Consider the following 25,312-nt stretch of genomic DNA (forward strand, 5'->3'; position numbering starts at 1 on the left):
GAGCCGTCGGCTCACCGGAACGCGGTGAGCGTGACCTTCTCGAGCACGTTGTCGTCGAGCGGGGTGCCGGCGCAGGAGTAGGGGTCGCCGGTCCAGCACGTGAAGCGGCCGCTGCCGTTGGCGACGGTCACCTCGACGGCCTTGGTCTGGCCGGGGCCGAACGCGAGGACCTTCGAGCCGACGCCGGCCGGGCCGAGGCCGAGCTTCATGACCCGGGCCGCACCCTGGCGCGGGTAGACCGTGACGAGGGCGACCTGGCCCCGGTTGCGCGGACCGAGGTCGACCGCGACCCGCAGCCGCCAGTCCTTCGGGGCGGCCGAGGCGGGCTGCACGCGCGCCGTCCAGGTGGTGAGGTGACGCAGCCGCGTCGAGGCCGAGAGCACCCGCGAGGACGTCGTCAGGGTGCGCCGGGCGCCGAGGGGGGCAGTGGGGTAGCGGTTGGCGCGGCCCTCGTCGTAGGCCGCCTGCGAGCGGCGGTTGGCCGCGCCGTAGGCGGCCAGCTGCGCCGCGCCCGTCGTGCCACGGGCCTTCAGCACACGGTCGACGGCCTGCCACGAGTACAGGTCGGGGGCGCCGCGCCGGCCGTCGGCCTTGCGCCAGATGTCGAGCACCAGCGTCGGGAGGCCGCCGCGGGACGTCGTGTACTTCTCGGTGAGGAACCGGAAGAAGCTCCAGGTGCCGTACTGGATGCCGGTCTGGTCGAAGGTGTCGAGCGGCACCCGCGGCCGCGCCATCTGGCTCGAGCGCAGGTACTGGACGTTGTCGTCGACGCCGTCGTAGAGCTCGTCCTCGGCCCAGGTGGCCGTGGCCTCCAGCAGCCAGGCGTCCTCGTAGCGGTCGTAGGCGAACTGGGTGGCGTGGAAGTACTCGTGGGCCGCGGTGACCTGCAGGTTCTCCTTGGGCGTGTTCGTGGGGAACTCGCTGTAGTCCTCGTCGAGCACGCAGTAGGCCCAGCGGTCGAAGCTCGACGGGGTGGGGTCGGGCTCGGGCTCGTCGGAGGTGCAGTAGCCGTAGACGCCCTGGTCGCCGATGTCGCCGATGTAGACGTCGATCTTGGCGTTGCCGCCCCGCGTGCCGTCGGGCTTGGGCTCGCGGTAGCCGGCGCGCAGGTAGGTGTCGTGCACGTCGGTCAGGGTGGTGCGGGCGAGGTCGACGTAGTCGGGGACGCCGTTGCCGTTCGCGTCGCGCAGCGCGGGCGCGTGCTTGCCGCTGCGCACGTAGTGCACGCACAGGTCGGGCGTGCAGGACGGCGGCGCCTCCTTGACCGAGCCGTAGCTGAGCGTGCCGTCGCCACCGGACGACGTCGGCCGCTTCAGCAGCGCCTCGGCGGCGGCGCGGTCGTCGCCGGAGAGCCGGCTGCGGGTGTTGGCGAGCTCGCGCAGCGCCATGGTGGCGTCGACCCGGGTGCCCACGGGCACCCGGCCCGCGCTGCGGCTGCCGTCGGTGGCGAAGATCGCCTGCACCCGCGCGAGCGCGGCCTCGGCCCGGGCCACGCCGGGTGCGGTCGCGGCGCCCTTCGCGGCCGCGTCGTCGCCGTCACCGCTCGCGGGTGCGGCACCACCCGGTGCGGCACCGAGGGCGAGGACGACGGAGAGGCTGGCGACCAGCGCGGCGAGACGGGTCGCGGCGTGGCTGGTCGGGCGGGACAGGCGCATGGAGGCTCCGGGGTCGGGCGAGGAGGGCGAGGCCACGGTAGCCGCGACCCCCGACAGGCGCCGAGCCTTCGCGGCAACCGGAGCCGCGGCCGTCGGTCGGTTCGGTCGCTCGGTCCGGCCGGAGCCGCCTACAGCCGCGAGCGGCCGTCGTACCCGCCCCGCGGCGCACCGCGCAGGCCGAGGAACGCGGCGACGGTGGGGGCGACGTCCAGGGTGGAGGCGACGACGGGCGAGGCCCGGCGCCGCGGCACCGCCGGGTGGCCGCCGAAGGCGAACCACGGGATGGGCCGGGTGGCGGGGTGCCCGTGGTTGCCCGGGATCGGGTTCGAGGTGACCGGGTCGGGGTCGCTGAAGCGCCACCCGGCCCGGCAGAACACCACGACGTCGCCGGCCTGCGGGCCGAGCCGCAGCCACGGCGTCCGCCGGTCGTAGGCCGCCAGGACGCCGCGCTGGCCCCGCGCGATGCGACGCATGCGCTCGACGGCGCGGTCGCGCTGGTCGGCCGGGCCGGTCCAGTAGAGGAGGTCGGCGCCGCCGTTGTCGGCGATCTGCACGCGTCCGCGCAGCAGCGGGTCGGCGTCGAGCGGCCCGGCGAGGCTGATGACCCGGTCGGGGCGCGACCAGTCCATCGAGTGGTCGGCGAGCACGACGACCATCGAGTCGCGCCAGGTGCCGCGCGAGCGCAGCATCTCGACGAACCGGCCGACGTAGGCGTCGGTCTTGCGCAGTGCGAGCCGTCGGGCCGCCTTCAGCCCGAGCGGGCCGGTGGGGTCGGAGTGGCCGTAGCGGTCGACGTCGCCGAGGTTGACGAACATCAGGTGCGGGTCGAGCTCGTCGACCATCGTCGTGGCGGCCAGGATCGTGAACTCGTCGGGCGCGTGGCCCGAGACCGGGATGATCGGCCGGGGCTCCCAGCGTGCCGTCGCCCGGCCCCCGAAGATGCCGTAGAGGTACTCCTTGCTCAGCACCGTGCCGGTGCGCAGCCCCTGCCGGTTCGCCCGCTCGATGACGGTGTCGGCCTGCAGGTCGCGCGGCCGGTCGAGGTCGCGGACGGCGCGCCGCCGGCGGTCGTAGACGGCGTTGGCCGGCACGCCCGAGCGGTCGGGCCGCACGCCGGTCATCATCATCACGTGGTTCGGGATGGTCTCCATCACCGGCATCGACAGCGCCGTCGGGTGGTGCAGTCCGCCGTCGCGCAGCGCCGCGAGGTGCGGTGTGTGGACGTCGTCCACCTCGCCGGGCAGGCAGCCGTCGACGACGAGCACGTAGGCCCGGCGCCGGGTGCGCGCGGCCGCGGAGGCCGGCGCGGGCGCCAGCGCCGCCGCGGTGGAGAACGCCAGGCCGGCGCCGCCCGCCTGCAGCAGGGTGCGGCGTCCGGTGACGAGGTCGGCGGCGCCGCGCTCGAACGCGCCCGGGCCCGCCCCGGGGGTCTCGCCGCACATCAGCGCACCGGCCCGTCGACCTCGACGACCCGGTTGCTGCCGACGCGGGTGGCGAAGGAGCGGTCGTGGCGGATGCGGGTGTGCCGGTCGGAGCGCTCGCCGATGACGTACCAGTCCATCTGCGCCCGCCGCGCGGTCAGGTCGAGCACGCAGAACCCGTGGTCGTCGAAGTTGAGGTACTTGATGTGCGGGTTCTCGGCCAGGATGGCGGCCTCCACCGCCAGGCTCGTGGTGCGGCGCGGAGAGCCGGTGATGTCCTTGAGGTTGTTCGAGGTGACCGAGCTGCACACGAACTCGACCGCGCCGGCGCCCCGCAGCGGGTAGGCGCCGACGTCGAAGGGCACCTCGGCCGCCCACGCGGAGTGGATGTCGCCGGTGACGAACAACGCGTTCTGCACCTGGTGGTCGGCGATGAAGCGCAGCACCCGGCGCCGGTCGGCGGTGTAGCCGTCCCATTGGTCGACGTTGTAGGGGAAGCCGTCGTCGGGCACCACGCCGGTGGCGGCGTTGACGGCGTCGGTGATCTCGCGCGGCAGCTGGCCGAAGGTCACCGGCGTGACCATCACCGGGTTGCCGACCACCTTCCACAGCGAGCCGCGCCGGGCCAGCGAGCGCTGTAGCCAGCGTCGTTGCGCGGTGCCGGTGATGGTGCGGTCGGGGTCGCTGACCTCGGCCTCGGCGGCCGGCACCGGCGTCGGCGCGGCGGTCTCGACCTGCTCGGAGCGGTAGGTGCGCAGGTCGAGCATGCTGATCTCGGCCAGGCGGCCGAACCGCAGCCGCCGGTAGAGCCGGGTGCCGTCGCCGAGTCGCGCGGTGGAGTCGAGGCGTACCGGCATCCACTCGTCGTAGGCGCGGTGGGCGTGGGCGCGGCGCCTGCGGTAGCCGCCCTCGCCGGGCTGGTGGTTCTCCGCGCCGCCGGCCCACTGGTCGTTGGCGACCTCGTGGTCGTCCCAGGTGACGATCCAGGGGTGGCGGGCGTGGGCGTCCTGCAGGTCGGGGTCGGTCTTGTACTGCGCGTGCCGGCGCCGGTAGTCGGCCAGGCTCACGATCTCGTGCGCGGGGTCGTGGCGGCGGACGTCGACCTCGTCGGGCCCCTCGCCGTAGCCGCCCGGGCCGTACTCGTAGAGGTAGTCGCCGAGGTGCAGCACGGCGTCCAGGTCGTCACGGCGGGCCAGGCCGCGGTAGGCGGCGAAGAACCCGGCCTGCCAGTTGCTGCACGAGACGACGCCGAAGCGCACGCGGCGCGGCGTCGCGGTGGCACCGGGCGCGGTGCGGGTGCGGCCGACGCGGCTGTGGTGGCCGCGCAGCGTGAAGCGGTAGTGGTACGACGTCGCCGGACGCAGCCCGCGGGCGTCGACCTTGACGGTGTGGTCGCGGTCGGGACCGGTCGTGACGGTGCCGCGGCGCACGACACGTCGGAACCGGGCGTCGCGGGCGACCTCCCACGTCACCTCGACCACCGGCCCGCGGCCCGAGCCGGGCCGGCTGGCCTCGGTGGGGGTGACGCGCGTCCAGAGCACCACGCGGGTGGGCATCGGGTCGCCGGAGGCGACGCCGTGGCGGAACAGGCGGCGTCCCTCGGGGGACGGCTCGAGGGCGGCGGCGTCGAGCGGCTCGACGGCGCCGCTGGCGGCGACGGTGCCGACGGTGCCGACGGTGCCTGCGGCGCCACCGGCGATCACCGCCCGGCGGCGCAGGCGGGGGAGCGGTGGGAGGTGGCTCACGTCCGCATTCAACGACCGGAGCACGCCCGGGTCATGCGAACGCCCCGAGCCGTCGTCCGGTGTTCACCTGGACGTCGGCGCGGGGCGTCGGCCGTGCTGGTCGCACGTTCGAGCGGTTCAGACCTTGCGCAGCACCGCGGTGACGATGCCGAGGATGGTGGCGTCGGTGCCGTCGATCGGGTCGAAGGCGGCGTTGTGCGGCATGAGCCAGACGTGCCCGTCCTTGCGCTGCAGCGTCTTGACGGTGGCCTCGCCGTCGATCAGCGCCGCGACGATCTCGCCGTCGCGGGCGGTCTGCTCCTTGCGGATGACGACGTAGTCGCCGTGGCAGATCGCGGCGTCGACCATCGACTCGCCGGAGACCTCGAGCAGGAACAGCTCGCCCTCGCCGACCAGCTGCTTGGGCAGCGGGAAGACGTCGTCGTAGCGCTCCTCGGCCAGGATCGGCCCGCCGGCGGCGATGCGGCCGAGCAGCGGCACGTTCGTGGGGGCCGGGACGGCATCGCCGATGCCGGTCTCGTCGATGCCGGTCTCGTCGGCGTGGCCGAGGGTGCGGCGTGCGGCCATCACCTCGGGCAGGAACACCTCGAGGGCGCGGGGGCGGTTGTGGTCGCGCTTGAGGAAGCCCTTGGACTCCAGCACCCGCAGCTGGTGCGCGACGCTGGAGGTGCTGGTGAGGCCGACGGCCTCGCCGATCTCGCGCATGCTCGGCGGGTAGCCGCGCTGCTCGATGCTGTCCTTGATGGTGCCCAGCACCCGCTGCTGGCGCGGCGTGAGGCCGGTGGCGTCGGCCGGGCCGTCGGGCAGCTCGGCGACCTGCCGGCGACGGGAGGGGGCGGACCGGTCGGGCTGGCCGGAGGAGGTGGACGGGGACTTCGGCATGCGGTCAGGTTCTCACCGAAGCGCCCCGAGTTCAAACACGTGTTCGAACGGCGTGTCGCGCCGTCGTGGCCCGCGGGACCGGACGACGAGGGGTTGCGACGTTCGAACACCTGATCTAGTCTCGCTCATGTGTTCGATCGAACGTGTGAGCGAAGCCGCCGCCTCCCGCTGTCCGCGGGCGTTGTCGGTGGCCACCGCTAGACATCGCATCGACGCCCTTCCCCTTCCCCAGGAGTCCCGATGAGCACCACCTACGCCACCCGCCCGGTCGCCACCGCCCGCCCCGTGCCGGCCAGCCGCTCCACCCGGCCCACCCGGCCCACCCGGCCGGCTCCGGTCTACCGCCTCACGCGGCGCGGCCGGCTCGCCGTGGTGGCCGCGACCCTGCTGGCGCTGGCCGCCATCGGCCTGGTCTTCGCCGCGGGCTCGGTCGCCACCGAGCAGCCCGAGGCCACCGAGACGGTCGTGGTCGCGCCGGGCGAGACCCTGTGGGGCCTCGCCTCCGAGCTGGTCGCCGACGGTGCGGTCGAGGGCGACGTCCGCGACACCATGCAGCACCTCGTCGAGCTCAACGACCTCGACTCGGTGAGCCTCGCCGCCGGCCAGCGGCTGCAGGTGCCGGCCTCCTGAGCCGTCCCGGCCGGCGATTCCCTGCCGGCCGGGCCACACACGCCGTCGTCCCCGCCTCGACCCCGGGGACGACGGGCACGGGGAAGTCGGGGCGGCGCCGCGGGAAGACGGCGCCGCCCCGCATTCGTCCCCGGGTCGTCCCCGGCCCGGCTCACTCCAGGAACGAGGCGAGGTCGCCGAGCTCGGCCCCGCTGGCCTGCATGGCCACGGCGAACATCGCCACCAGCACCGCACCCGCGCCGAGCACCACGGCCACCATCACCGCGTAGTCGCGCAACGGCGTCCGGCCGGTCTGCAGCGTCACGTGGTTGGTGTGGCGGCGCCGGGCCACGCGCGCGGCGCCGCGGTTGCTGCCGGCCCGCGCGGACGCCGTCCACCCGCAGGCGCAGGCCACGTGGCGCTGCACCCGCTTGCCCCGCTGGTGGGGTGCGCTGATCGAGCGGGGATGGCGATAGCGCGCCGCCGCCCGCGGCCGCAGGAACCCGATGGGGGCCTGGCGGGGGTGGGCGTCGAGCAGGTGGTCGACGCGCACCCGGGCCGCCGCGGCCAGCGCCGGCGCCTCACCGGTGGCCGAGGACTCCCCGCGCCAGCCGCACGTGCAGGTGCAGGTGGTGCGGTAGGTCTCGCCGTCGACGGAGGCCTCCGTCACCGCGACCTGGTGCTTCCTGCCCACGACGTGCTCCCGGGGTCTGCCGGCGGGCGGTCGGCGCCGGTCGATCCCCGCAGGCTAGGTCAGTGCGGGCCGTCGTGGGGCCGATCGCGCAGAGAATCCCCCGCGGGGGTCAGCGGGCGGCGCGCCGGCCGCCGGGCGCGGACGGCGTCGACGACGCCGCGTCGTCCCGCTCGGGCGGTCGGGTCAGGCCGATCGCGCGGGCGATCCGGGCGAGCAGCAGCAGGGCCAGGAACAGGCACGCGACCGCCCCGAGCGAGGCCAGGCCGAGGAACCACCAGGCGTCGTCGTCACCGCCGCGGGCGGTGGCGCCGAAGTCGATGGCGGCGAGGACCAGGTAGCCCCACGCCACCACCGCCGCGGTGACGCCGAGGGCGAGCACGAGCAGGCCGGGGCGCAACCGCCGCTTCGGGCGCGCACCCGCCCGCTTGCCTCCCGCCACAGGGCACATTGTGCGGGATCGGGCCGAACGGCGTGCCGCCGACGGCCCAGCTCTACAACGAGATGACGACGCCCGCGATGGCGGCGTTGGCGAGGTTCGCCAGGCTGCCGGCCAGCAGGGCCCGCAGGCCGAGCCGTGCGACCTCGGCGCGCCGGTCGGGCGCGAGCGAGCCGATGGTGCCGATCTGGATGGCGATCGAGGAGAAGTTGGCGAACCCGGCGAGCGCGAAGGTGACCACGGCGACGGTGACGGGGGAGAGGTCGCCGACCGAGGGTCCGAAGTCGGCGTAGGCCACGAACTCGTTGAGCACCGTCTTCTGGCCGATCCACGACCCGGCCTGCGAGGCCTCCGACCACGGGACGCCGAGCAGCCAGGCCAGCGGCGAGACCGCCCAGCCGAGGATGCGCTCGAAGGTGAGGTCGTCGACGCCGAACCAGCCGCCCACCGCGCCGAGGATGCCGTTGGCCAGCGCGACCACCGCCACGAACGCGATGAGCAGGGCCAGCACGGTGACCGCGATCCTCCCGCCGGCCATGGCGCCGCGGCCGAGCGCGTCGATGAGGTTGGCCGACTCCTCGTCGCGCACGTCGCGGACGTCGGGCTCCTCCTCCGGCTCATCCTCCGGTTGGGCGGCGCGGTCGGCCGGGGGTGCGTCGTCCGGGCGCCGGTCGAGGGGCAGCTCGGGGGCGTCGTCCGGCCACATCAGCTTGGCGATCAGCAGCGAGGCCGGGGCGTTCATGACCGTCGCGGCGAGCAGGTACTCCAGCGGCGCGCCGAGCAGCGAGTAGCCGACCAGCGTGGAGCCGGCCGCGGCGGCGAAGCCGGCCGACATGATCGTGAACAGCTGGCCTTGCCGCAGCCGGTGCAGGTAGCCCTGCACCATCAGCGGCGCCTCGCTCTGGCCGAGGAAGATCACCGTGGAGGCGTAGAGCGACTCGACCTTGCCGACGCCGAGCAGCTTCGAGAGCGCGCCGCCGACGATGAACGTGGCCCACTGGATGACGCGCAGGTAGTAGAGCAGGCCCACCAGGGCGCCCAGGAAGACGATGACCGGCAGCACCTGCAGCGCGAAGATCGTCTGGTTCTCACCCCCCACCTCGAGCAGCGGGCCGAAGACGAACGCCGTCCCCTCGCCGGCGTAGCCGATGAGCGACTCGACGCGGTCGCTGACCCAGCCGAGCGCGTCCTCGCCCGGGCCCCAGCGCAGCACGAGCAGCGCGAACCCGACCTGCAGCGCCAGCGCGACCCCGACGGTGCGCCACGCGACGCTGCGCCGGCTGCGCGAGAGCGCCCAGGCGACGGCCAGCAGCACCGCCAGGCCGAGGACGCCGCGCAGCCCCTCCAGCCACTCCATGGGCTGCAGTCTCACCAGGGCCCCCACCCCGCGGTCCACCTGGCAAGGTGAGGTTCGTGGAGGTGCTGCCCGACATCGCCGGCGACGCGCCGCAGGTCGTCTTCTGCGGCATGGCCGGTGCCGAGAACGCCTGCACCCGCGACCACTACTACGAGACGCCCGGCAACGAGCTGTGGCTCTGCCTGCACCAGAGCGGCTTCACGCCCCGGCTGCGGCCCGAGGACGACCACCGCCTGGTCGAGCACGGCCTGGCGATGACCGACCTGGTGCGCCACCGCGACCCCGAGTGGTACGAGGTCGACGCGCTGGCCGAGAAGGTGCGCGCCTGGGAGCCGGAGTGGTTGGCCTTCACCAGCAAGACCGTCGCGGCCGTCGTCGCGCGGCACCTCGGCCACCGTCGTCCGGGCCTCGGCGTCGCCGGGTGGGACCTCGCCGGCGCACCGGTCTACGTGCTGCCCGGCATGAGCGGCGCCAACCGCCGTCGCGACTACGACGGCCGCCCGACCCGGCTGGAGTGGTGGGTCGACCTGGCCCAGCTGTGCGGCAGGTCTGGACCGGCCTGAGCCGCCGCGCGCGGCGCCCGGACGCCGTCGAACCGCCGCTGACCTGGGACGACGCCGCGCCGTCCGGGGCGGGCGACGCCGCCGTCGGGACGCTGACGCGCCGAGTTCCGGCGAGTTCTTGCGCCGCGGGCGGCACAGGCGTACGGTTCCCAACATCTAGTAGTTACAACGATGTAGTTATCCACATCTAGTCCCCAGGCGGGGGCCGGAAGGCTCACAGGCAGTGGGGTGTTACTCCACTGGAAGCCGTGGATATCCACAGAGTCGTCCACAGTCCGGCCGGGCTCGACCCGGCCTGCCCGAGCCACGCGAGAGGGGGCCCGTGATGCACTGCCCGTTCTGCCGGCACACCGACACCCGGGTCCTCGACTCCCGCGTCTCCGACGACGGCGGCTCGATCCGTCGTCGCCGGATGTGCTCGGACTGCGAGCGCCGGTTCACCACGATCGAGCAGATGCAGCTCGTCGTGCTGAAGCGCTCCGGCGCCACCGAGCCGTTCGTCCGCGAGAAGGCCGTGGCCGGCGTCCGCGCCGCCTGCAAGGGGCGTCCGGTCAGCGAGGACGACCTCGCCCGCCTCGGCCAGGACGTCGAGGACTCCCTGCGCCTGGCCGGCTCGGCCGAGGTCGCCGCGCACGAGGTCGGCATGGCCATCCTGCGCCCGCTGCGCGAGCTCGACGAGGTCGCCTACCTGCGCTTCGCCAGCGTCTACCGCGCCTTCGACTCCGCCGACGACTTCGCCAAGGAGATCGCCGAGCTGCGGGCCGACCACCCCACCCAGCCCCCGGGCTGACCACAGACCGCCCGGCAGGTAGTGGGGAAGCTGCCTGCCGGGCGTACCACCTCGATCCACCACGGACCCTGAGCTCGTCGACGGGCCCCGCCCCACCCGCTCCGCCCCGCTGCAGCCCCGCCGACTGTCAGTGGTCACCGCCAGGCTGTAGCCACCCCCAGATCCCGAGGAGATCCCCCGATGACCGAGACCGTCAGTGCCGCCGCCCGATCCGACGAGCAGCCCCGTCCCGGGCTGAGCCTCGAGCGGGTCTTCAGCACCCCGGGCGCGCACCCCTACGACGAGGTCACCTGGGAGCGTCGCGACGTCGTCCAGACGAACTGGAAGACCGGCGAGACCGTCTTCGAGCAGCGCGGCGTGGAGTACCCCGACTTCTGGTCGGTCAACGCCTCCACGATCGTCACCACCAAGTACTTCCGCGGCGCCGTCGGCACCGACGCCCGCGAGAGCAGCCTGCGGCAGCTCATCGACCGCATCGTCACCACCTACACCCGCGCGGGCCTCGAGCACGGCTACTTCGCCACCCCGGGCGACGCCGAGGTCTTCGAGCACGAGCTCACCTGGCTGCTGCTGCACCAGTACTTCTCGTTCAACAGCCCGGTGTGGTTCAACGTCGGCACGCCGTCGCCGCAGCAGGTCAGCGCCTGCTTCATCCTCTCGGTCGACGACTCGATGGACTCGATCCTCAACTGGTACAAGGAGGAGGGGTTCATCTTCAAGGGCGGCTCCGGCGCCGGCCTCAACCTCTCCCGCATCCGCTCCAGCAAAGAGCTGCTGAGCAGCGGCGGCACCGCCTCGGGCCCGGTCTCGTTCATGCGCGGCGCCGACGCCTCGGCCGGCACCATCAAGTCCGGCGGCGCCACCCGCCGCGCGGCCAAGATGGTCGTCCTCGACGTCGACCACCCCGACATCGAGGAGTTCGTGCAGACCAAGGCGCGCGAGGAGGACAAGATCCGCGCCCTGCGCGACGCCGGGTTCGACATGGACCTCGGCGGCGCCGACATCACCTCGGTGCAGTACCAGAACGCCAACAACTCGGTCCGCGTCTCCGACGAGTTCATGCGCGCCGTCGAGGACGGCACCGACTTCGCGCTCCGCGCCCGCAAGACCGGTGAGGAGATCGAGCGCGTCGACGCCCGCGACCTGTTCCGCAAGATCAGCCAGGCGGCGTGGGAGTGCGCCGACCCGGGCCTGCAGTACGACGACACCATCAACGACTGGCACACCAACCCCGAGACCGGCCGCATCACCGCGTCCAACCCGTGCTCGGAGTACATGTCGCTCGACAACTCCTCGTGCAACCTGGCCTCGCTGAACCTGCTGAAGTTCCTCAAGGACGACGACACCTTCGACGCGCCGCTGTTCGCGAAGGCCGTCGAGTTCATCATCACCGCGATGGACATCTCCATCTGCTTCGCCGACTTCCCCACCGAGGCCATCGGCGTCACCACCCGCGACTACCGCCAGCTCGGCATCGGCTACGCCAACCTCGGCGCGCTGCTCATGGCGATGGGCCTGGGCTACGACTCCGACGGCGGCCGCGCGATGGCCGCCACCATCACCTCGCTGATGACCGGCACCTCCTACAAGCGCTCGGCAGAGCTCGCCTCGATCGTCGGCCCCTACGCCGGCTACGCCCGCAACGCGACCGCCCACCAGCGCGTGATGCGCAAGCACCAGGCCGCCAACGACACCGTGCGCACCCTGCACGGCACCGACCGCGCGGTCCACGAGCTGGCCACCCAGGCGTGGGCCGACGTCGTCTCCCTCGGCGCCGAGCACGGCTTCCGCAACGCGCAGGCCTCGGTGCTCGCGCCCACCGGCACCATCGGCTTCATGATGGACTGCGACACCACCGGCATCGAGCCCGACTTCTCGCTGGTGAAGTTCAAGAAGCTCGTCGGCGGCGGCTCGATGCAGATCGTCAACCAGACGATCCCGCGGGCGCTGACCCGGCTCGGCTACCAGCCCGAGCAGGTCGAGGCGATCGTCGCCTACATCGCCGAGCACGGCCACGTGATCGACGCGCCGGGCCTGAAGACCGAGCACTACGAGGTCTTCGACACCGCCATGGGCGCCCGGGCCCTCAAGCCCATGGGCCACGTGCGGATGATGGCGGCCTGCCAGCCGTTCCTGTCCGGCGCGATCTCCAAGACCGTCAACCTCCCCGAGACGGCCACCGTCGAGGAGATCGAGGACGTCTACCTGCAGTCGTGGAAGCTCGGCCTCAAGGCCACCGCGGTCTACCGCGACAACTGCAAGGTCGGTCAGCCGCTGGCCGACGGTGGCGGCAAGGCCAAGAAGGACGCCGCCGACGCCGCGGACGCGGCCGCCAGCGCCGCGGCGCCGACGGTCGTCGAGAAGGTCGTCTACGCCCCGGTCCGCAAGCGGCTGCCGAAGTCGCGGGCCTCGCGCACGACGAGCTTCACCGTGGGCGGTGCCGAGGGCTACATGACCTCCGGTGCGCACGACGACGGCGAGCTCGGCGAGGTCTTCCTCAAGCTCGGCAAGCAGGGCTCGACCCTGGCCGGCGTGATGGACGCCTTCTCGATCGCGGTCTCGATCGGCCTGCAGTACGGCGTCCCGCTCGAGACCTACGTCTCGAAGTTCACCAACCTGCGCTTCGAGCCGGCCGGCCTCACCGACGACCCCGACGTGCGGATGGCGCAGTCGATCATGGACTACATCTTCCGTCGCCTCGCGCTCGACTACCTGCCCTTCGAGTCGCGCCAGGCCCTCAGCCTGTTCAGCGCCGACGAGCGGCAGCGCTACCTCGAGACCGGCTCCTACGAGCTGCCGGCCGTCGAGACCGGCGCCGCCTCCGAGCTCATCGAGGCCGCCGCCACGTCGGCCCCGGCCCCGGCGAAGGAGGTGCCCGTCGAGGCCGAGGACGCCGCCGTGGTCGAGACCAAGGACACCGAGGGCTCCAACACCCGCGAGGTCCCCGCCACCCCCACCACGGGCCGCGCCCACACCTCCGCCGAGCTGCTCGAGCAGCTCACCGGCACCGCCGTCGACAGCCCCCTCTGCATGACCTGCGGCACCAAGATGCGCCCCGCCGGCTCCTGCTACGTCTGCGAGGGCTGCGGCAGCACCAGCGGCTGCAGCTGATCGCCTGACGCCCGGGACGCTCACCCGGCGCAACACGACGAGGCCCGGTCACCCCCTGCGGGTGGCCGGGCCTCGCCGCGTCTCGGCGACGTGGCGTTGGCCCGAACGCCCGAGTCCCGCCGGCGAGTGGGACGACTCAGCCGACGGGACCCGGGTCACTGCCACGGGAGGTCACCACTGGGGGTTGGCGACCGACTCGGGATTGCCCCGGGCAGCGCAACGACGGCGGGAGCGTCCCCGCCGTCACCTGGTTCTGTCGCGAGCCGGGTGCGGCGTTACAAGCGTCTCGGCGACCAGTGGTCGAGGTAGTCCCCGAGTGCCTGGTCGTCGGGGGTGTCGAGAAGCAGTTGGTCGATCTGCCGGGCCACCTGACGAGCCTCGTCGCCCGAGACGTCGCGGAGGTAGGCCGCGAGCGCGTCGTAGATGCCAGGCCCGTCGAGGTCCCAGTCCTCGTGGTGGTAGGCGCACAGCAGTGTGTGCAACGGGCTCGGTTCGTTCATCGGGCGAACGGTCGGCGCTCACGCCGGGACCAAGACGAGCAGTGGCTCGTTCACGTCGCCCTCGGGGTCCAGGTCGAAGTCGAGGGGCGTGCCGGGCTGTGCGGGCCACATCTCGCCGTTCGAGAGGGGCCACCGACCCCAGACGAGCCGCACGTCGTGTCGACGAGTGAAGAGGTCGTACGCCTGTCGGCTGAGCAGCTCGATCCGCTCAGGCGGGATCGAGGGGAGGATGCCGCGCAGGGCCCATGCGAGGTTATAGAGCGGGAACCAGCCTTCGGTCGCGTAGGTCTCCTCGACGTCGTCGAGAAGAACGCGAAGGAGCTCGTCGTCCTTCATAGCGTCGGATTTCCTTTCAGTGCCACCTTGGTCTTGTCGCCGTTCTGCGAGACCTGAACGTAGTCGCCGAGCGTGATCGGGTCGGGCCGACTGCCGGGCGGGTAGCCCTCCATGACGCGGATCTGTCGACCGCGGAGCACCGGGTCCTCGTAGACGATGCCGACGCCGTCCGACGACGGCCGGGACTTCCAGTGGCTCATGAGGTCCTCGAGATCGCGTCGGTCCATCCCCTGCAGGCTGTGAGGATCCAGGCGGCGTGGATCGCCGATGATGCGCCGCATCCTGGCCACGGCCCCGGCGTCGCGGACGGTCGAGACGCCGTAGATGCGCTCGGCACCTCCGATCCGCGGGACGACGGCCGGGGCGTGGGTGGCGGCGGAGACGACGGGGGTGGCGCGGGCGAGGTGGGCGACGTCCACGGAGACGGCCCAGACGTTGGTGGTGGTCTTGCCGAGGCCGGCGCAGGAGACGGCGGCGGCGGCGCGGAGGGTGTCGAGGATGGCGATGAACTTGGGGGTCTCGGCCGCGAGCTTGCCGCTGTTGATGTAGGCCGCGACGGCGTTGCTGCCGCCGCCGGTGACGAAGCCGATGATGAAGCCGGCGGTGGCGATGAGGATGGCGTCGCGGATGAGGTCGCGCACCAGCTCGAGGATCGCCTCGCGCTGGGCCTCGACGGCGTCGGCGTAGTCGTCGCAGGCGGTGGCGAGCTCGCGGCAGGCGCAGGCGATGTCGAACAGCGAGCGGCCGAGGCCCTCGAGCACCTCGAGCGCGAGCGGCACCTCGGGGGAGCGCTCGCGCCACAGGTGGTTCGAGGACTCCAGCAACCGGTCGTTGAGGTCGTCGACGTGGTCGCCGGCGGTGCGCCAGGTGGTGGCGGCCGCGCGGAGGCGGTCGACGTCGGCGTCCGGCCAGAGGAACCCCTCGAGGTGGTCGAGGATGGCGTTCGCCCAGCCCGGCAGCGACGACGGGTCACCGCCCTCGGACGGCGGGGGCGGCGGGGTGTCGGGCGCGGCCGCGAGGGCGAGCGCGGCCGGGGGCTCGAGCGTCGAGCCGTCGGCGCCACCGAGCACGGATGCCGCGTCGGCACGCCGGTGGTTCTCGATCGAGTGCCACGACAGCGCGGCCAGCGAGCCGAGCGCCTCGACGGCGACGTCGACGGCGCTCACGACCGCGCCGGCGGCCTCGTCGTAAGCGGGGGAGAAGTGCGAGGCGAACGAGGAGTCGCCCGCCATCGCGCCGGTGCCCGCCAGGCCGTCACCGAGGGCGGCCGCGTAGCCGGCCCCGGCGCGGTTGGCCGCCGCCAGCACCCCGGACGCCTCGCGGTAGCCCACGCCGTCGACGTCCACGTGGCTCACAGCGACCACATCCGCAGGTTGGCCTCCACCGCCGCCCCGTAGTTGGCGCGCGCCGTGCTGGCCGCCGTGCGCATGGTCGCCAGGCCCTCGCGCATCTGCGCGAACCCGGCCTCCCACCGCGCCTGCGCGCCCGCCTGCGCCTCCGCCGCCCGCCCCGACCACGACTCGTGCAACCGCCGCACCCGCCGGACGACGTCGTCGAGACCCTCGTCGACGTCGCGCTCGCAGTGCTCGAGCGCCTCGACCGTCTCGAGCAGCAGGTCGAGGTCGACGAGCAGCCGCCCGCTCACCGTGCGCCCCCCAGCGACACGGTGAGCGCGCGGAGCCCGGCCGCCGCGGCGTCGTCCTGCTCGGCGGCCCGGCTGCGCGCGACGGCGACCAGCTCGGCCATCGTCGCGAGCGCGGCCACCACCTCGTCACACCCCGAACGCCACTCCTGCCAGCCCTCGGCGAACGCGAGCGACGCGCGGCTCGACCAGCCGCCGTCCAGCAGGACGTCGACGGCGCGGTCGGTGGCGCGGCGGCGGGCGACGAGACGGTCGGCCACGTCGCGCAGCTCGGCGACGGCGGCCGCGACCTCGGGGTGCAGCAGGGCCAGCTCGCCGGTCGGTGCGGTGCTCATGCCTGCAGCCTGCGTGGGCCGATCACCCCCGCGCGAGAGGGTCGCAGCGATCTGTGGAGAACGCCGGACGTCGTCCACAGCGGGACGCCGCGCGGTTGCGTGAGTGCGCCGCGAGCGCTAGCCGCCGACCACCCGGACGGCGCCCGCCCGGCGCGGGTCGGCAGCCGCGACGAGGTGCCCGCCCGGCTCGGCGAGCGTGGCGCCGACCCCGCCGAAGTACATCGACGGCTCGGCCTCGGTGCGCACCACCTCGTCGGGCCGCCCCGCGCGGTGCACGTGCACGCGCGGGTGGTTCACGGCGTCGACCAGCGAGACCCCGGCGGCGAAGCAGCCGAGCACGACAGCGAGCGCGCTGGTGATGCGGTCGGCGCCGGGGGAGCCGATGGCGAGCGTGGCGCCGTCGGCGCGGCGTCCGACCGTGGGCGCCATGTTCGACAGCAACCGGGTGCCCGGCGCCGAGCCGTGCAGGCCGCGCGGGTTGAGCTCCTGCTCGCCCAGGCAGTTGTTGAGCCAGATGCCGGTACCCGCGGCCACCATGCCCGAGCCGTAGCCCGACGAGATGGTGATCGCGCACGCACCGCCGTCGGCGTCCGTGGCCGAGATGTGCGCGGTCGAGCCCGACTCGATCACCTGCAGGAACGCGGCGGCGTCGGTGGCGACGTCGTCGGAGTGGTCGAGCACCTCGAGCCGGTGGCCGAGCACCCGCCGCTGCACCGCGACGAGCCGGTCGACGGCGTCCGGGGCCTCGGGCGACCAGCCGTCGAGCAGCCGCAACATCGCGGTCAGGCACACGCCGCCGACCGACGGCGGAGGCGTGGAGGAGAGCGTCCAGTCGCCGAGCCGGCTGGTCACGCACGGGTGGACGACGGCGCGGTAGGCGGCGAGGTCGGCCGGGCCGAGCAGGCCGCCACGGTCGAGGACGTCGCGCCCGATGCGCTCGGCGAGACCACCGGTGTACATCGACGCCGGGCCCTCGGCCGCCAGCTGCGCCACGCTCTCGGCGAGCCCGGGCACCACGATCGGCTCGGTGGTCACCTCGCCTTCGGCGGTGTGGAGCGCGGCGCGGCTCTCGTCGTCCCAGCCGAAGATGTCGTCGTGCACGTGGTCGAGGTAGTAGCGCGCCGCCTGGCCGAGCCTGAACCCGGCGCCCGCCACCTCGACCGCCGGGGCCACGACCTCGCGCCACGGCACGCGGCCGTCGCGCTCGTGGGCCACGCCGAGCGCGGCGACCGCGCCGTGCACGGCCACCGACCCGGGGCCGATCGTGATGTCGACGCCGCCGCCATAGTCGGTGGTGACGTCCCACGTGGAGCCGGGCGGCAGCTCGGCGACGCCGCGGTCGCGGCCGGGCATGTCCATCCAGCCGTCGACGGTGTAGGGCGTCGGGTCGTCGGCGCCGTCGCCGGGCTGCACGGTGACGAACCCGCCGGCGCTGAGCGAGACCACGCCGACCTCGCTGACCATCGCCACCAGGGACGCCGCGATCGCCGCGTCGACGGCGTTGCCACCGGCCCGGGCGACCCGCTCGCCGGCGTCCGCGGCCGCTTCGCTAGGGGCCGCCACGGCGAGGCGGGTGGTCGTCGCCATGGGCCGAACCTAGCGGCGCGGGGTGGCCGTCGGGACGCCGTCTCGGCTCCGCAGAACTGTCGGAGGTCGCCCCTAGCGTGGGTCGCGTGATGGGGGAGAGCGACTTCGACGAGGCCACCGAGGCGGCGTGGCGCGGGTTCCGGCAGCGGCTGGCCGACCGCCTCGAGCGACTCGCCGACGGCGACGAGCTGGTGCTCCGGTCGGCCTGGGGCTCGGTGTTCCTGGTGCGGCAGGCCGACGAGGTCGCCGTCCTCAGCGCCGGCCTGCTGGACGACGAGGGCGCCCCCGAGATGGTGAGCCATCTGCCGCTCGAGCGCGTCGACCAGACCGCGGCGACGACGGTCGAGGTCCTGCGCCACCGCCACGACGCCGTCCACCCGGCGCTCCTCGAGGTGGGTGCGCCGGAGGTCGACCCCGGTCTGGAGGCGCCCGTCGACGCCGTCGACGCGCCCGTGACCCGCGGGTCTGGGGCGACCGACGACTACGACGACGTTGCGATGCCCGAGAGCCACGAGCACCTGCACGCGCTCGTGCTCGACGCCATGCGGCGCGTCTTCCCTCGGCTGCGCGTCGACGAGGACGGCGACGTCCCGGTGCGCGCCGGGCAGAGCATGGTGTTCGTCAAGGTGCTGCGCGACCGGCCGTCGGTCGAGCTGTTCGCCGAGATCGCGCACGGCGTGCCCGACGAGGCCGGGCTGCTGCGCGAGCTGGCCATCCTCAACCGCTCCGAGGGCCCGTTCACCTTCCTGCGGCACGACGACGTCGTCACGATGCGCTACGAGCTGCTCGCGCTGCCGTTCTCGGGCGGACTGCTGCGGCTGCTGGTCCGGCGCTTCGTCGACGAGGTCGACCGCATCGCCACCGACCTCGTCGCCCGTGTCGGCGGCGCGCGGTTCCTCGACGAGCCCGAGGCCGAGGCGGACGACGAGCCGCAGCCCGCGCCCGCCGAGTCGGGGGCGGACGACGGCGCGCTCGCCCTCGTCGGGCTGCTCGAGCTGCTCCACCTCGGGCGACCCCGCGCGCAGGTGGTGGCCGAGCTGTTCGACCACGACCGCGTGCTGTTGCTCGGCACGCTCACCCTGGTGCGCGAAGAGCTCGTGCACCTCGACGGGCACCACTCCGAGACGGTGCTCGACGCCCTGCGCCGCGGCCTGCGGCACGTGTGCGACGACCACGGCACCGTCCCGCTGCCGCCCAAGCCGCGCGTCGTCCAGGAGGCGCTGTTCCCCGAGCACGAGGCGGGCGACGGCTCGCTCGACCTCGGTGCCTAGGGCTGTCCGATCGGACCGCGTGCCTGGTCCGTTCGGGTGATCCTGAGCGCGTTCGACCACGCGCACCACCTCGGCCGACCTACACAGGGCGGGTGTACGACCCCTACCGGCCTCTCCCTCCCCCTCCCGCTCCGCCGCGCCGGTCCTTCTGGACCCGGCCGAAGGTGGCGGGTGTCGGCCTCGTCGTCGGCCTGCTGATCGGCGTCGCCGGCGCCGGCGGTGACGCAGAGCCGGCGCCGGACGACGAAGCCTCGGTGCGTCCCCTCGCGCCCACGGTCACGGTGACGACGACTGCCGACGCCGCCCCGACCGAGGCGGCGCCGGTGGGTCTGACCCAGGCCGACCTCGACCGGGCGGTCGACGAGGCAGAGGCACGGGGCACGGCGCGCACCCAGCGTCTGCTCGCGAAGCAGCAGGCGAGGTCGACGGCCCGACTGCGCACGGTGCGGCAGCAGGCGCGCACCGACCAGCGGGTCGCCGTCAGGGCCGCCGTCCGCAAGACCAAGGCACTGGCGCCCCCTCCCGCCGAGGTGCCGGCCGTGGAGACGCCCGTGGTGCAGACCGACCCGCAGTTCAGCTACTGCTACGAGGCCAACGACGCGGGCTACGGCAACTACGTGAGCGGGGTCGACCCCGAGTACGACTGGTACGACGACGCCGACGGCGACGGACGCGTCTGCGAGTTCTGACCACCCGGTAGACAGGTGTGATGGACGACGAGGCGCTGCGGGCCGAGCGGGCGCGCACCGCCGCCCGGCTGGCCGCGCTGCGGGGCGACCACGCCGAGGTGGTGGCGGCCTCGCGTGACACGAACGCCGACGACGAGCACGACCCGGAGGGGGCGACGATCGCGTTCGAGCGGGCGCAGATCGAGACGCTCGCGCGCCAGGCCGAGCGGCACCTCGCCGAGGTCGACGCCGCGCTCGCGCGGGTGGCCGACGGCAGCTACGGGGTGTGCGAGCGGTGCGGGCGGCCGATCGCGCCGGAGCGGTTGGAGGCCCGGCCGACGGCGCGGACGTGCGTGTCCTGCCCGGCGGTGGGCTGAGGTCGGGTCTGCCCTTCGACAGGCTCAGGGTCCGTGGGGTGGCGTGAGCGTGTTCGTCCGGTGGTCTCGAGGCTCGTCGCCGGGGCTCCTCGCACCTCGACCATCGTCGGACGGGCTCGGGGTCCGTGGGGTGGCGTGGGCGTGTTCGTCCGGGGGTCTCGAGGCTCGTCGCTGGGGCTCCTCGCACCTCGACCATCGTCAGCCGACAGGCACGTGCACCGGGATCTCGCCGCCGAGGTGGGCGCCGTGGCGCAGCTCGAGGTCGTCGCCCGACCAGAAGCGGCCGGGGTCGTAGTAGTTGGTGGGGCGGGCGTCGTCCAGGAGGCCCATGGCCTGGTAGGTGGCGGCGACGACCTCGGCGCAGTAGGTCATCTCGACGCCGGCCTGGCGGCGGGCGCGGCCGCGCAGCCAGCGGCCGGCGAGGGCGGCGGTGGCCGGGAACGGCGTCCCGTCGAGGCGGGCGATGGTGCGCAGGACGGCGGCCTCCTGCTCGGCGCTGACGAACGTCGAGAGCTGCCGCAGCCAGGCGCGCTGCTCGTAACGGCCGCACCACTGGACGACCGCCTCGCGCAGGTCGTGCAGCTGGACGCCGCGGTGGTGGTCGCCGGTCCAGACGTCGCGCAGGCCCTTGCCGAGCTCGGCGTGCCACATCAGCGGCGGCAGGTCGTCGATCACCACCGCCATGCCGACGTGGTTCACCGGGGCGTTGGTGACCACCCGGATAGCGTGGTCGGCGGCGGAGGTCCCGCGGAAGAGCCAGAGGTCGCCGGTCCGGGTGAGGTCGACCGCCTGGTCGAGCCCGAGGCTGGTCGCGGCGTCGGTCACGAGGAGGAGTCTGCTGCATGAGGGTCCCGGGCGCGGTGTGGAAGCTGCTGGGCGTGGCCGGGGTCGCCGGCGTGGCCGCCACGGGCGTGGTCATCGCCCGCGACCAGCGCCGCCGCGCGCAGGTGACCCCCGACGAGGTGCGCGAGCGCCTGCACCAGCGGCTCGCCGAGGCCGATGCGCCTGACTCACCCGACTCCACGGACGAGGACGCCGCCGGCTGATGTGCTTCTCCGTCGAGGCCGACCTCGCGGCCGGCGGCCTGCTCGTGCCCCTGGGCGTGGTCGCCCTGCGGGGCGCCGCCACGGCCGGTGACCGCCGGCTGCTGCCGCTGACCTCCCTGCCGGTGCTCTTCGGCCTGCACCAGCTGGTCGAGGCGCTCGTGTGGGCCGGGGTGGACGGCGACGTGTCGGCCGGCCTGGCGCGCGCGGCCGCGTGGGTCTACGTTGGCTACGCCCTGGTGGTGCTGCCGCTGCTGCTGCCGGTGGCGGTGTGGCTGGTGGCCGAGCGCCGGGCCCGGCCGCGCGTCGTCCCGTTCGTGGCGCTGGGCGCGGTCACCGCCGCGGCCATGACGGTCACGACGGCCCGCCACGGCCTCACGGTCGTGCCCTACGACCACGCGATCGGCTACTTCGTCGGCCTCGGCCCCGACGACTGGCTGTGGACCTCCACCTACGTCGTCGCCTGCATGGGCGCCTGCCTGGCCTCCGGGCACCGGTTGCTCGTCGGGTTCGGCGTCGTCAACCTCGTCGGCCTCACCGTCGTCGCGGTGGCCTACGCCGAGGCGCTCGCCTCGCTGTGGTGCGTCTACGCCGCCGTCTCGTCGGTGCTCGTCGTCGCCTTCGTCCTCGGCCGCGCCCGCGCTGCCGCCACCGAACAAGACCTGCAGGAGGCCACCGCGTGAGCGCCCGACTGATCGACGTCCGCACCCCGAAGCAGCCGCAGGGGGCGGTGATCGTCATACACGGCGGCGCTCAGCGCGCGGCCCGCGCGGCGGTCAGCCCCACCCAGCTGTCGGTGGTGCGCATGGTGCCGATCGCGCGCCGCATCGCCCGCGCCGGCCACGGTCGGCTGGCCGTCGTCCGGCTGCTCAACACCTGGCGCGGCTGGGACACCCAGCACACGCCGCTGCAGGACGCCGCGTGGGCGATCGACCAGGTCTCGTCGCGGTACGGCGTGCCGATCGCGCTGGTCGGCCACTCCCTCGGCGGCCGGGGCGCGCTGCTGGCCGCCACCGACGAGCGGGTGCGGGCGGTCGTGGCGCTCAACGCGTGGCTCTACCCCGACGACGGCGAGCCGCTGCCCGGACGACGGGTGCTGTTCGTGCACGGGGACGCCGACCACATCGCCCCCGCGGCCCGCTCGCGCCGGGTGGCCGACCGGCTGGCCCGCTCGGCCGACGTCCGCTACGAGGTCGTCGAGGGCGGCAAACACGCGATGCTGCGCCACGGCCGCACCTTCGAGCGGCTGGCCGCCGACTTCGTGGTCGACGCGCTCACCGGTGACGGCGGGCCTGACGGTCCTGTCGGCGGCGGCGCCTAGCCTGCTGCGCGTGGACCTGCGCGACGCCTACGCCCTCGCCGAGCACCTGCTCGAGCGTCACGGGCTGCCCGGGTGGAGCGTGGAGTACGACCACGCCAAGCGCCGGGCCGGCGTCTGCCGGTTCACCACGCAGGTCATCGGGCTGAGCGCGCCGCTGACCGCGCTGCACTCCGAGGACGAGGTGCGCGACACGATCCTGCACGAGGTGGCGCACGCGCTGGCCGGGCCGCGGCACGGCCACGACGCCCACTGGCGCGCCATCGCGACGCGCATCGGCGGCAGCGGCGAGCGGTGCGTCCCCGACGACGCGCCGCGCATCGAGGCGCCGTGGCTGGGGGTCTGCCCGGCCGGGCACACCGTCGACCGGCACCGGCGTCCCGAGCGGGTCGCCACGTGTCGTCGCTGCTCCACCCGCTTCGACCTCGCCCACCTGCTCACCTGGACCCACGGCGGCCGGGTCGCCGCCATGCACCCCAACTACGACGCCGAGCTCGAGCGGCTGCGCGACGGGCGACGGCTCGAGGTGCACGGCGTCGGGTCGAAGGTGCGGGTCACCGCCCCCGGCGAGCACCACGGCCGGGTGGGGCGCGTCGTCCGGCTCGGCCGCACCAGCTACCACCTGCGCACCCGCGGTGCGGTGCTGCGGGTGCCGTTCGCGTGGGTCGAGCGGGTCTGAGGCGCCCGATCGACCGGTGACGGCGCCGTCCGTGAGCCCTACCGTGTCGCCATGGCCGACGAGCCGCGCTGGGAGGGCTACCGGCCCTCCGAGACCACCCCGCCCGCCGAGCAGCCCGGGCAGCCCGAGCAGCCCGAGCAGCCACGGTGGCCGCTCGTCGACGCGCCGAAGGCCCGGCCCGTGCCGCCCGTCGCGACCCGGGCGCGCGCCCCGGTCCTGGGGGTGCTGCTCCTCGCCCTGGTGATCGTCGTGGCGGTCGTCGTCTCGGTGGCCCTGGCCGTGCGGGACGACGACGACCGCACCGACGCGGACGCCGGCACCGACCCGGCCGCCGTCCCGTCGCCCGCACCCACGCAACCGCCCGACGTCCTCTCCGACACGGGCCTTGCCGACCTCGTCGACGCGGTGCGCACCGAGCGCGGCGGCACCGAGGTCTTCGACGCCACGCTCAGCAGCGAGTACGCCGTGCTCGACCTGCCGGTCGACGCGACGACGCGCCGCTACGAGTCCTGGTACTGGGACGGCGAGCTCAGGTCGAACGACGCGCGCGGCACCGCGCGGTACGGACGCATCGACCTCGCCACCCTCGACGCCGCCGTGGTGCGGCGGCTGCTGACGCGCGTCGCCCGGTTGGTCGAGGACCCCACCAGCACCTACGTGATCGTCCGCGGACCGTCCGAGCTCGGGCTGCCCGACGACGGCATCCGCGTCTCGGCGTACGCCTCGAACGAGTTCGGCGAGACGGCCTACCTCGCCGCCGACGCGCGGGGCCGGGTGATCCGGCGCTACCTCAGCACCGAGGAGTAGCGCGGGTGCCCTTCGACAGGCTCAGGGTCCGTGGGGTCGGGTCGGCGTGGTGGGCCGGGGGGTCTCGAGGCTCGTCGCCAGGGCTCCTCGCACCTCGACCATCGTCGGGGTCCGTGGGGGTCGGGTCGGCGTGGTGGGCCGGGGGTCTCGAGGCTCGTCGCCAGGGCTCCTCGCACCTCGACCATCGTCGAGGCCGGCCCCCACGATGGTCGAGGTGCGAGGCCGGCCACGGCCGAGCCTCGAGACCGCAGGGCGTCCGGGTCTACGCCAGCACCGAGCGGTAGACCTCGACCGTGCGCTCGGCGATCGCGCCCCAGCTGAACGACTCGACGGCGCGGGCCCGGCCGGCGCGGCCGTAGGCGGCGGCGCGGTCGGGGTCGGCGACCAGCTCGGTGAGGGCGGCGGCGAAGTCGGCGACGTAGGTGTCGGGCTCCAGGGGGGTGCCGGTGCCGTCGTCCGCCTGGGCGATGGGCACGAGCAGGCCGGTCTCGCCGGGGACGACGACCTCGGGGATGCCGCCGGTGGCGGTGGCGACCACGGCCGTCTCGCACGCCATGGCCTCGAGGTTGACGATGCCGAGCGGCTCGTAGATCGAGGGGCAGGCGAAGACCGTGGCGGCGGTGAGCAGCCGGACGACGTCGTCGCGCGGCAGCATGTCGCGGATCCAGACCACGCCGGTGCGGGAGCGGGCCAGGTCGTCGACCAGCGCGGTCACCTCGGCCTCGATCTCGGGGGTGTCGGGCGCGCCCGCGCACAGCACCACCTGCACCTCGGGCGGCAGCTGCGCCACCGCGCGCAGGAACAGCGGCAGCCCCTTCTGGCGCGTGATGCGGCCGACGAAGACCACCGACGGCCGGTCGGGGTCGACGCCCAGCTCGCGCACCCGGTCGGGGTCGAGCGCCGGCTGCCACCGCTCGGTGTCGATGCCGTTGTGGACGACGTGCACCCGCGCCGGGTCGACCGCCGGGTAGGCCGCGAGGACGTCGTCCCGCATGGCCGCCGAGACCGCGATGACCGCCGACGCCGCCTCGTAGGCGGTGCGCTCGGCCCACGACGAGACGGCGTAGCCGCCGCCCAGCTGCTCGGCCTTCCACGGCCGCAGCGGCTCGAGCGAGTGCGCCGAGACGACGTGCGGGACGCCGTGCAGCAGCCCGGCCAGGTGACCGGCGAGGTTGGCGTACCAGGTGTGGCTGTGCACGAGGTCGGCCCCCTCGCACGCCGCGGCGAGCGTCAGGTCGACCCCGAGGGTGCGCAGCGCGGCGTTGGCGCCGGCCAGCTCGGCCAGCTCGGGGTGGGACGTCGTCCCCGCCTCGTCGCGCTCGGCGCCGAACGCGTGCACCCGCGTGTCGAGGTCGGGGAGCGCCCGCAGCGCCCGCACCAGCTCGGCGACGTGCACGCCGGCGCCCCCGTAGATCTCGGGCGGGTACTCCTTGCTCAGCACGTCGACCCTCACGCGAGCAACCTATCGGTCCCCGGGGGGTAGCCA

The 25,312-nt window shown here is 74.3% G+C and carries 27 protein-coding genes; 12 read left to right on the forward strand and 15 right to left on the reverse strand.

Features of this window, described 5'->3' with window-relative positions:
- Positions 1 to 11 precede the first annotated feature (11 nt).
- The 4 genes from ABEA04_RS07895 to lexA form a co-directional block, all read right to left on the reverse strand.
- Positions 12 to 1,655, reverse strand: coding sequence for an MXAN_6640 family putative metalloprotease (locus ABEA04_RS07895; protein ID WP_345456621.1), 1,644 nt, complete (start codon positions 1,653 to 1,655; stop codon positions 12 to 14).
- Positions 1,656 to 1,783: 128 nt separating this feature from the next.
- Positions 1,784 to 3,097: an alkaline phosphatase family protein gene (locus ABEA04_RS07900; RefSeq protein WP_345456623.1), complete on the reverse strand. Its 1,314-nt coding sequence runs from the start codon at positions 3,095 to 3,097 to the stop codon at positions 1,784 to 1,786.
- Complete coding sequence (locus ABEA04_RS07905; protein ID WP_345456625.1) at positions 3,097 to 4,821, reverse strand: alkaline phosphatase D family protein; 1,725 nt, start codon at positions 4,819 to 4,821, stop codon at positions 3,097 to 3,099. Before ABEA04_RS07905 ends, ABEA04_RS07900 begins: the two co-directional genes overlap by 1 nt.
- 117 nt (positions 4,822 to 4,938) lie before the next feature.
- Positions 4,939 to 5,703 (reverse strand): transcriptional repressor LexA, encoded by a 765-nt coding sequence (gene lexA / locus ABEA04_RS07910; protein WP_345456628.1) that lies wholly within the window; start codon positions 5,701 to 5,703, stop codon positions 4,939 to 4,941.
- Between the two features lie 240 nt (positions 5,704 to 5,943).
- Between lexA and ABEA04_RS07915 the strand changes: the two genes are divergently transcribed.
- Complete coding sequence (locus tag ABEA04_RS07915; protein WP_345456630.1) at positions 5,944 to 6,333, forward strand: LysM peptidoglycan-binding domain-containing protein; 390 nt, start codon at positions 5,944 to 5,946, stop codon at positions 6,331 to 6,333.
- 151 nt (positions 6,334 to 6,484) lie between these two features.
- Here ABEA04_RS07915 and ABEA04_RS07920 read toward each other — a convergent pair whose 3' ends face one another.
- The 3 genes from ABEA04_RS07920 to ABEA04_RS07930 all read right to left on the reverse strand — a co-directional run bounded on the left by ABEA04_RS07920 (position 6,485) and on the right by ABEA04_RS07930 (position 8,814).
- Positions 6,485 to 6,982 (reverse strand): hypothetical protein, encoded by a 498-nt coding sequence (locus tag ABEA04_RS07920; protein WP_345456631.1) that lies wholly within the window; start codon positions 6,980 to 6,982, stop codon positions 6,485 to 6,487.
- 133 nt (positions 6,983 to 7,115) lie between these two features.
- Positions 7,116 to 7,445 carry a hypothetical protein gene (locus ABEA04_RS07925; protein WP_345456632.1) on the reverse strand — a complete coding sequence of 110 codons (330 nt, stop codon included), beginning with the start codon at positions 7,443 to 7,445 and terminating at the stop codon, positions 7,116 to 7,118.
- Positions 7,446 to 7,497: 52 nt separating this feature from the next.
- Positions 7,498 to 8,814: a NupC/NupG family nucleoside CNT transporter gene (locus tag ABEA04_RS07930; protein WP_345456635.1), complete on the reverse strand. Its 1,317-nt coding sequence runs from the start codon at positions 8,812 to 8,814 to the stop codon at positions 7,498 to 7,500.
- Positions 8,815 to 8,855: 41 nt separating this feature from the next.
- Between ABEA04_RS07930 and ABEA04_RS07935 the strand changes: the two genes are divergently transcribed.
- The 3 genes from ABEA04_RS07935 to ABEA04_RS07945 all read left to right on the forward strand — a co-directional run bounded on the left by ABEA04_RS07935 (position 8,856) and on the right by ABEA04_RS07945 (position 13,263).
- Positions 8,856 to 9,362, forward strand: a complete 507-nt coding sequence (locus tag ABEA04_RS07935; RefSeq protein ID WP_345456638.1) for a mismatch-specific DNA-glycosylase — start codon at positions 8,856 to 8,858, stop codon at positions 9,360 to 9,362.
- Between the two features lie 325 nt (positions 9,363 to 9,687).
- On the forward strand, positions 9,688 to 10,152 hold the full coding sequence (nrdR, locus tag ABEA04_RS07940; RefSeq protein ID WP_345458259.1) for a transcriptional regulator NrdR: 465 nt from the start codon (positions 9,688 to 9,690) through the stop codon (positions 10,150 to 10,152).
- A gap of 180 nt (positions 10,153 to 10,332) precedes the next feature.
- Complete coding sequence (locus tag ABEA04_RS07945; RefSeq protein WP_345456641.1) at positions 10,333 to 13,263, forward strand: vitamin B12-dependent ribonucleotide reductase; 2,931 nt, start codon at positions 10,333 to 10,335, stop codon at positions 13,261 to 13,263.
- 275 nt (positions 13,264 to 13,538) lie between these two features.
- Here ABEA04_RS07945 and ABEA04_RS07950 read toward each other — a convergent pair whose 3' ends face one another.
- The 6 genes from ABEA04_RS07950 to ABEA04_RS07975 all read right to left on the reverse strand — a co-directional run bounded on the left by ABEA04_RS07950 (position 13,539) and on the right by ABEA04_RS07975 (position 17,663).
- Positions 13,539 to 13,763 (reverse strand): contact-dependent growth inhibition system immunity protein, encoded by a 225-nt coding sequence (locus ABEA04_RS07950; RefSeq protein ID WP_345456644.1) that lies wholly within the window; start codon positions 13,761 to 13,763, stop codon positions 13,539 to 13,541.
- 18 nt (positions 13,764 to 13,781) lie between these two features.
- On the reverse strand, positions 13,782 to 14,099 hold the full coding sequence (locus tag ABEA04_RS07955) for a hypothetical protein (protein ID WP_345456646.1): 318 nt from the start codon (positions 14,097 to 14,099) through the stop codon (positions 13,782 to 13,784).
- Positions 14,096 to 15,454, reverse strand: a complete 1,359-nt coding sequence (locus tag ABEA04_RS07960) for a WXG100-like domain-containing protein (RefSeq protein ID WP_345456648.1) — start codon at positions 15,452 to 15,454, stop codon at positions 14,096 to 14,098. The genes ABEA04_RS07955 and ABEA04_RS07960 overlap by 4 nt, the downstream gene beginning before the upstream one ends.
- The gene (locus ABEA04_RS07965; protein WP_345456650.1) at positions 15,451 to 15,744 is read right to left on the reverse strand and encodes a WXG100 family type VII secretion target; all 294 of its coding nucleotides are present in this window, start codon (positions 15,742 to 15,744) and stop codon (positions 15,451 to 15,453) included. The genes ABEA04_RS07960 and ABEA04_RS07965 overlap by 4 nt, the downstream gene beginning before the upstream one ends.
- Entirely contained in the window at positions 15,741 to 16,076 is a 336-nt protein-coding gene (locus ABEA04_RS07970; protein WP_345456652.1) for a WXG100 family type VII secretion target, read from the reverse strand. The genes ABEA04_RS07965 and ABEA04_RS07970 overlap by 4 nt, the downstream gene beginning before the upstream one ends.
- Before the next feature lie 117 nt (positions 16,077 to 16,193).
- Positions 16,194 to 17,663: a gamma-glutamyltransferase gene (locus ABEA04_RS07975; protein WP_345456654.1), complete on the reverse strand. Its 1,470-nt coding sequence runs from the start codon at positions 17,661 to 17,663 to the stop codon at positions 16,194 to 16,196.
- 89 nt (positions 17,664 to 17,752) lie between these two features.
- On the opposite strand from ABEA04_RS07975, the gene ABEA04_RS07980 reads away from it, so the two are divergent.
- The 3 genes from ABEA04_RS07980 (at position 17,753) to ABEA04_RS07990 (ending at position 19,979) form a co-directional block, all read left to right on the forward strand.
- On the forward strand, positions 17,753 to 18,934 hold the full coding sequence (locus ABEA04_RS07980; RefSeq protein WP_425577012.1) for a T3SS (YopN, CesT) and YbjN peptide-binding chaperone 1: 1,182 nt from the start codon (positions 17,753 to 17,755) through the stop codon (positions 18,932 to 18,934).
- Between the two features lie 164 nt (positions 18,935 to 19,098).
- Positions 19,099 to 19,623 (forward strand): excalibur calcium-binding domain-containing protein, encoded by a 525-nt coding sequence (locus tag ABEA04_RS07985; RefSeq protein WP_345456657.1) that lies wholly within the window; start codon positions 19,099 to 19,101, stop codon positions 19,621 to 19,623.
- A 20-nt stretch (positions 19,624 to 19,643) separates the two neighbouring features.
- Positions 19,644 to 19,979 (forward strand): TraR/DksA family transcriptional regulator, encoded by a 336-nt coding sequence (locus ABEA04_RS07990; RefSeq protein ID WP_345456659.1) that lies wholly within the window; start codon positions 19,644 to 19,646, stop codon positions 19,977 to 19,979.
- 198 nt (positions 19,980 to 20,177) lie between these two features.
- On the opposite strand, the gene ABEA04_RS07995 is transcribed toward ABEA04_RS07990, so the two are convergent.
- On the reverse strand, positions 20,178 to 20,804 hold the full coding sequence (locus tag ABEA04_RS07995) for a hypothetical protein (RefSeq protein ID WP_345456661.1): 627 nt from the start codon (positions 20,802 to 20,804) through the stop codon (positions 20,178 to 20,180).
- A gap of 17 nt (positions 20,805 to 20,821) precedes the next feature.
- On the opposite strand from ABEA04_RS07995, the gene ABEA04_RS08000 reads away from it, so the two are divergent.
- Genes ABEA04_RS08000 through ABEA04_RS08020 form a run of 5 tightly spaced genes read left to right on the forward strand, consistent with a single transcriptional unit; the run spans position 20,822 to position 23,826 of the window.
- Positions 20,822 to 21,025 (forward strand): hypothetical protein, encoded by a 204-nt coding sequence (locus ABEA04_RS08000; protein WP_345456663.1) that lies wholly within the window; start codon positions 20,822 to 20,824, stop codon positions 21,023 to 21,025.
- The gene (locus ABEA04_RS08005) at positions 21,025 to 21,705 is read left to right on the forward strand and encodes a DUF6629 family protein (protein WP_345456665.1); all 681 of its coding nucleotides are present in this window, start codon (positions 21,025 to 21,027) and stop codon (positions 21,703 to 21,705) included. The genes ABEA04_RS08000 and ABEA04_RS08005 overlap by 1 nt, the downstream gene beginning before the upstream one ends.
- Positions 21,702 to 22,343: an alpha/beta hydrolase gene (locus ABEA04_RS08010; RefSeq protein WP_345456667.1), complete on the forward strand. Its 642-nt coding sequence runs from the start codon at positions 21,702 to 21,704 to the stop codon at positions 22,341 to 22,343. Before ABEA04_RS08005 ends, ABEA04_RS08010 begins: the two co-directional genes overlap by 4 nt.
- A 10-nt stretch (positions 22,344 to 22,353) precedes the next feature.
- Entirely contained in the window at positions 22,354 to 23,019 is a 666-nt protein-coding gene (locus tag ABEA04_RS08015; protein ID WP_345456669.1) for a SprT family zinc-dependent metalloprotease, read from the forward strand.
- Between the two features lie 51 nt (positions 23,020 to 23,070).
- The gene (locus ABEA04_RS08020) at positions 23,071 to 23,826 is read left to right on the forward strand and encodes a hypothetical protein (RefSeq protein ID WP_345456672.1); all 756 of its coding nucleotides are present in this window, start codon (positions 23,071 to 23,073) and stop codon (positions 23,824 to 23,826) included.
- A 262-nt stretch (positions 23,827 to 24,088) separates the two neighbouring features.
- Here ABEA04_RS08020 and glgA read toward each other — a convergent pair whose 3' ends face one another.
- Positions 24,089 to 25,279 (reverse strand): glycogen synthase, encoded by a 1,191-nt coding sequence (gene glgA / locus ABEA04_RS08025; RefSeq protein WP_345456675.1) that lies wholly within the window; start codon positions 25,277 to 25,279, stop codon positions 24,089 to 24,091.
- Between the last annotated feature and the right edge of the window lie 33 nt (positions 25,280 to 25,312).

Source organism: Nocardioides marinquilinus (assembly GCF_039543705.1).
Classification (GTDB): domain Bacteria; phylum Actinomycetota; class Actinomycetes; order Propionibacteriales; family Nocardioidaceae; genus Nocardioides; species Nocardioides marinquilinus.

What these genes read in the sequence shown, in the direction of transcription:
- ABEA04_RS07895 (WP_345456621.1), bottom strand. Translation starts at nt 1,655, where the DNA reads ATGCGCCTGTCCCGCCCGACCAGCCACGCCGCGACCCGTCTCGCCGCG.
- ABEA04_RS07900 (WP_345456623.1), bottom strand. Translation starts at nt 3,097, where the DNA reads ATGTGCGGCGAGACCCCCGGGGCGGGCCCGGGCGCGTTCGAGCGCGGC.
- lexA (WP_345456628.1), bottom strand. Translation starts at nt 5,703, where the DNA reads ATGCCGAAGTCCCCGTCCACCTCCTCCGGCCAGCCCGACCGGTCCGCC.
- ABEA04_RS07915 (WP_345456630.1), top strand. Translation starts at nt 5,944, where the DNA reads ATGAGCACCACCTACGCCACCCGCCCGGTCGCCACCGCCCGCCCCGTG.
- nrdR (WP_345458259.1), top strand. Translation starts at nt 9,688, where the DNA reads ATGCACTGCCCGTTCTGCCGGCACACCGACACCCGGGTCCTCGACTCC.
- ABEA04_RS07945 (WP_345456641.1), top strand. Translation starts at nt 10,333, where the DNA reads ATGACCGAGACCGTCAGTGCCGCCGCCCGATCCGACGAGCAGCCCCGT.
- ABEA04_RS07950 (WP_345456644.1), bottom strand. Translation starts at nt 13,763, where the DNA reads ATGAACGAACCGAGCCCGTTGCACACACTGCTGTGCGCCTACCACCAC.
- ABEA04_RS07955 (WP_345456646.1), bottom strand. Translation starts at nt 14,099, where the DNA reads ATGAAGGACGACGAGCTCCTTCGCGTTCTTCTCGACGACGTCGAGGAG.
- ABEA04_RS07970 (WP_345456652.1), bottom strand. Translation starts at nt 16,076, where the DNA reads ATGAGCACCGCACCGACCGGCGAGCTGGCCCTGCTGCACCCCGAGGTC.
- ABEA04_RS07975 (WP_345456654.1), bottom strand. Translation starts at nt 17,663, where the DNA reads ATGGCGACGACCACCCGCCTCGCCGTGGCGGCCCCTAGCGAAGCGGCC.
- ABEA04_RS07980 (WP_425577012.1), top strand. Translation starts at nt 17,753, where the DNA reads ATGGGGGAGAGCGACTTCGACGAGGCCACCGAGGCGGCGTGGCGCGGG.
- ABEA04_RS07990 (WP_345456659.1), top strand. Translation starts at nt 19,644, where the DNA reads ATGGACGACGAGGCGCTGCGGGCCGAGCGGGCGCGCACCGCCGCCCGG.
- ABEA04_RS08000 (WP_345456663.1), top strand. Translation starts at nt 20,822, where the DNA reads ATGAGGGTCCCGGGCGCGGTGTGGAAGCTGCTGGGCGTGGCCGGGGTC.
- ABEA04_RS08005 (WP_345456665.1), top strand. Translation starts at nt 21,025, where the DNA reads ATGTGCTTCTCCGTCGAGGCCGACCTCGCGGCCGGCGGCCTGCTCGTG.
- ABEA04_RS08020 (WP_345456672.1), top strand. Translation starts at nt 23,071, where the DNA reads ATGGCCGACGAGCCGCGCTGGGAGGGCTACCGGCCCTCCGAGACCACC.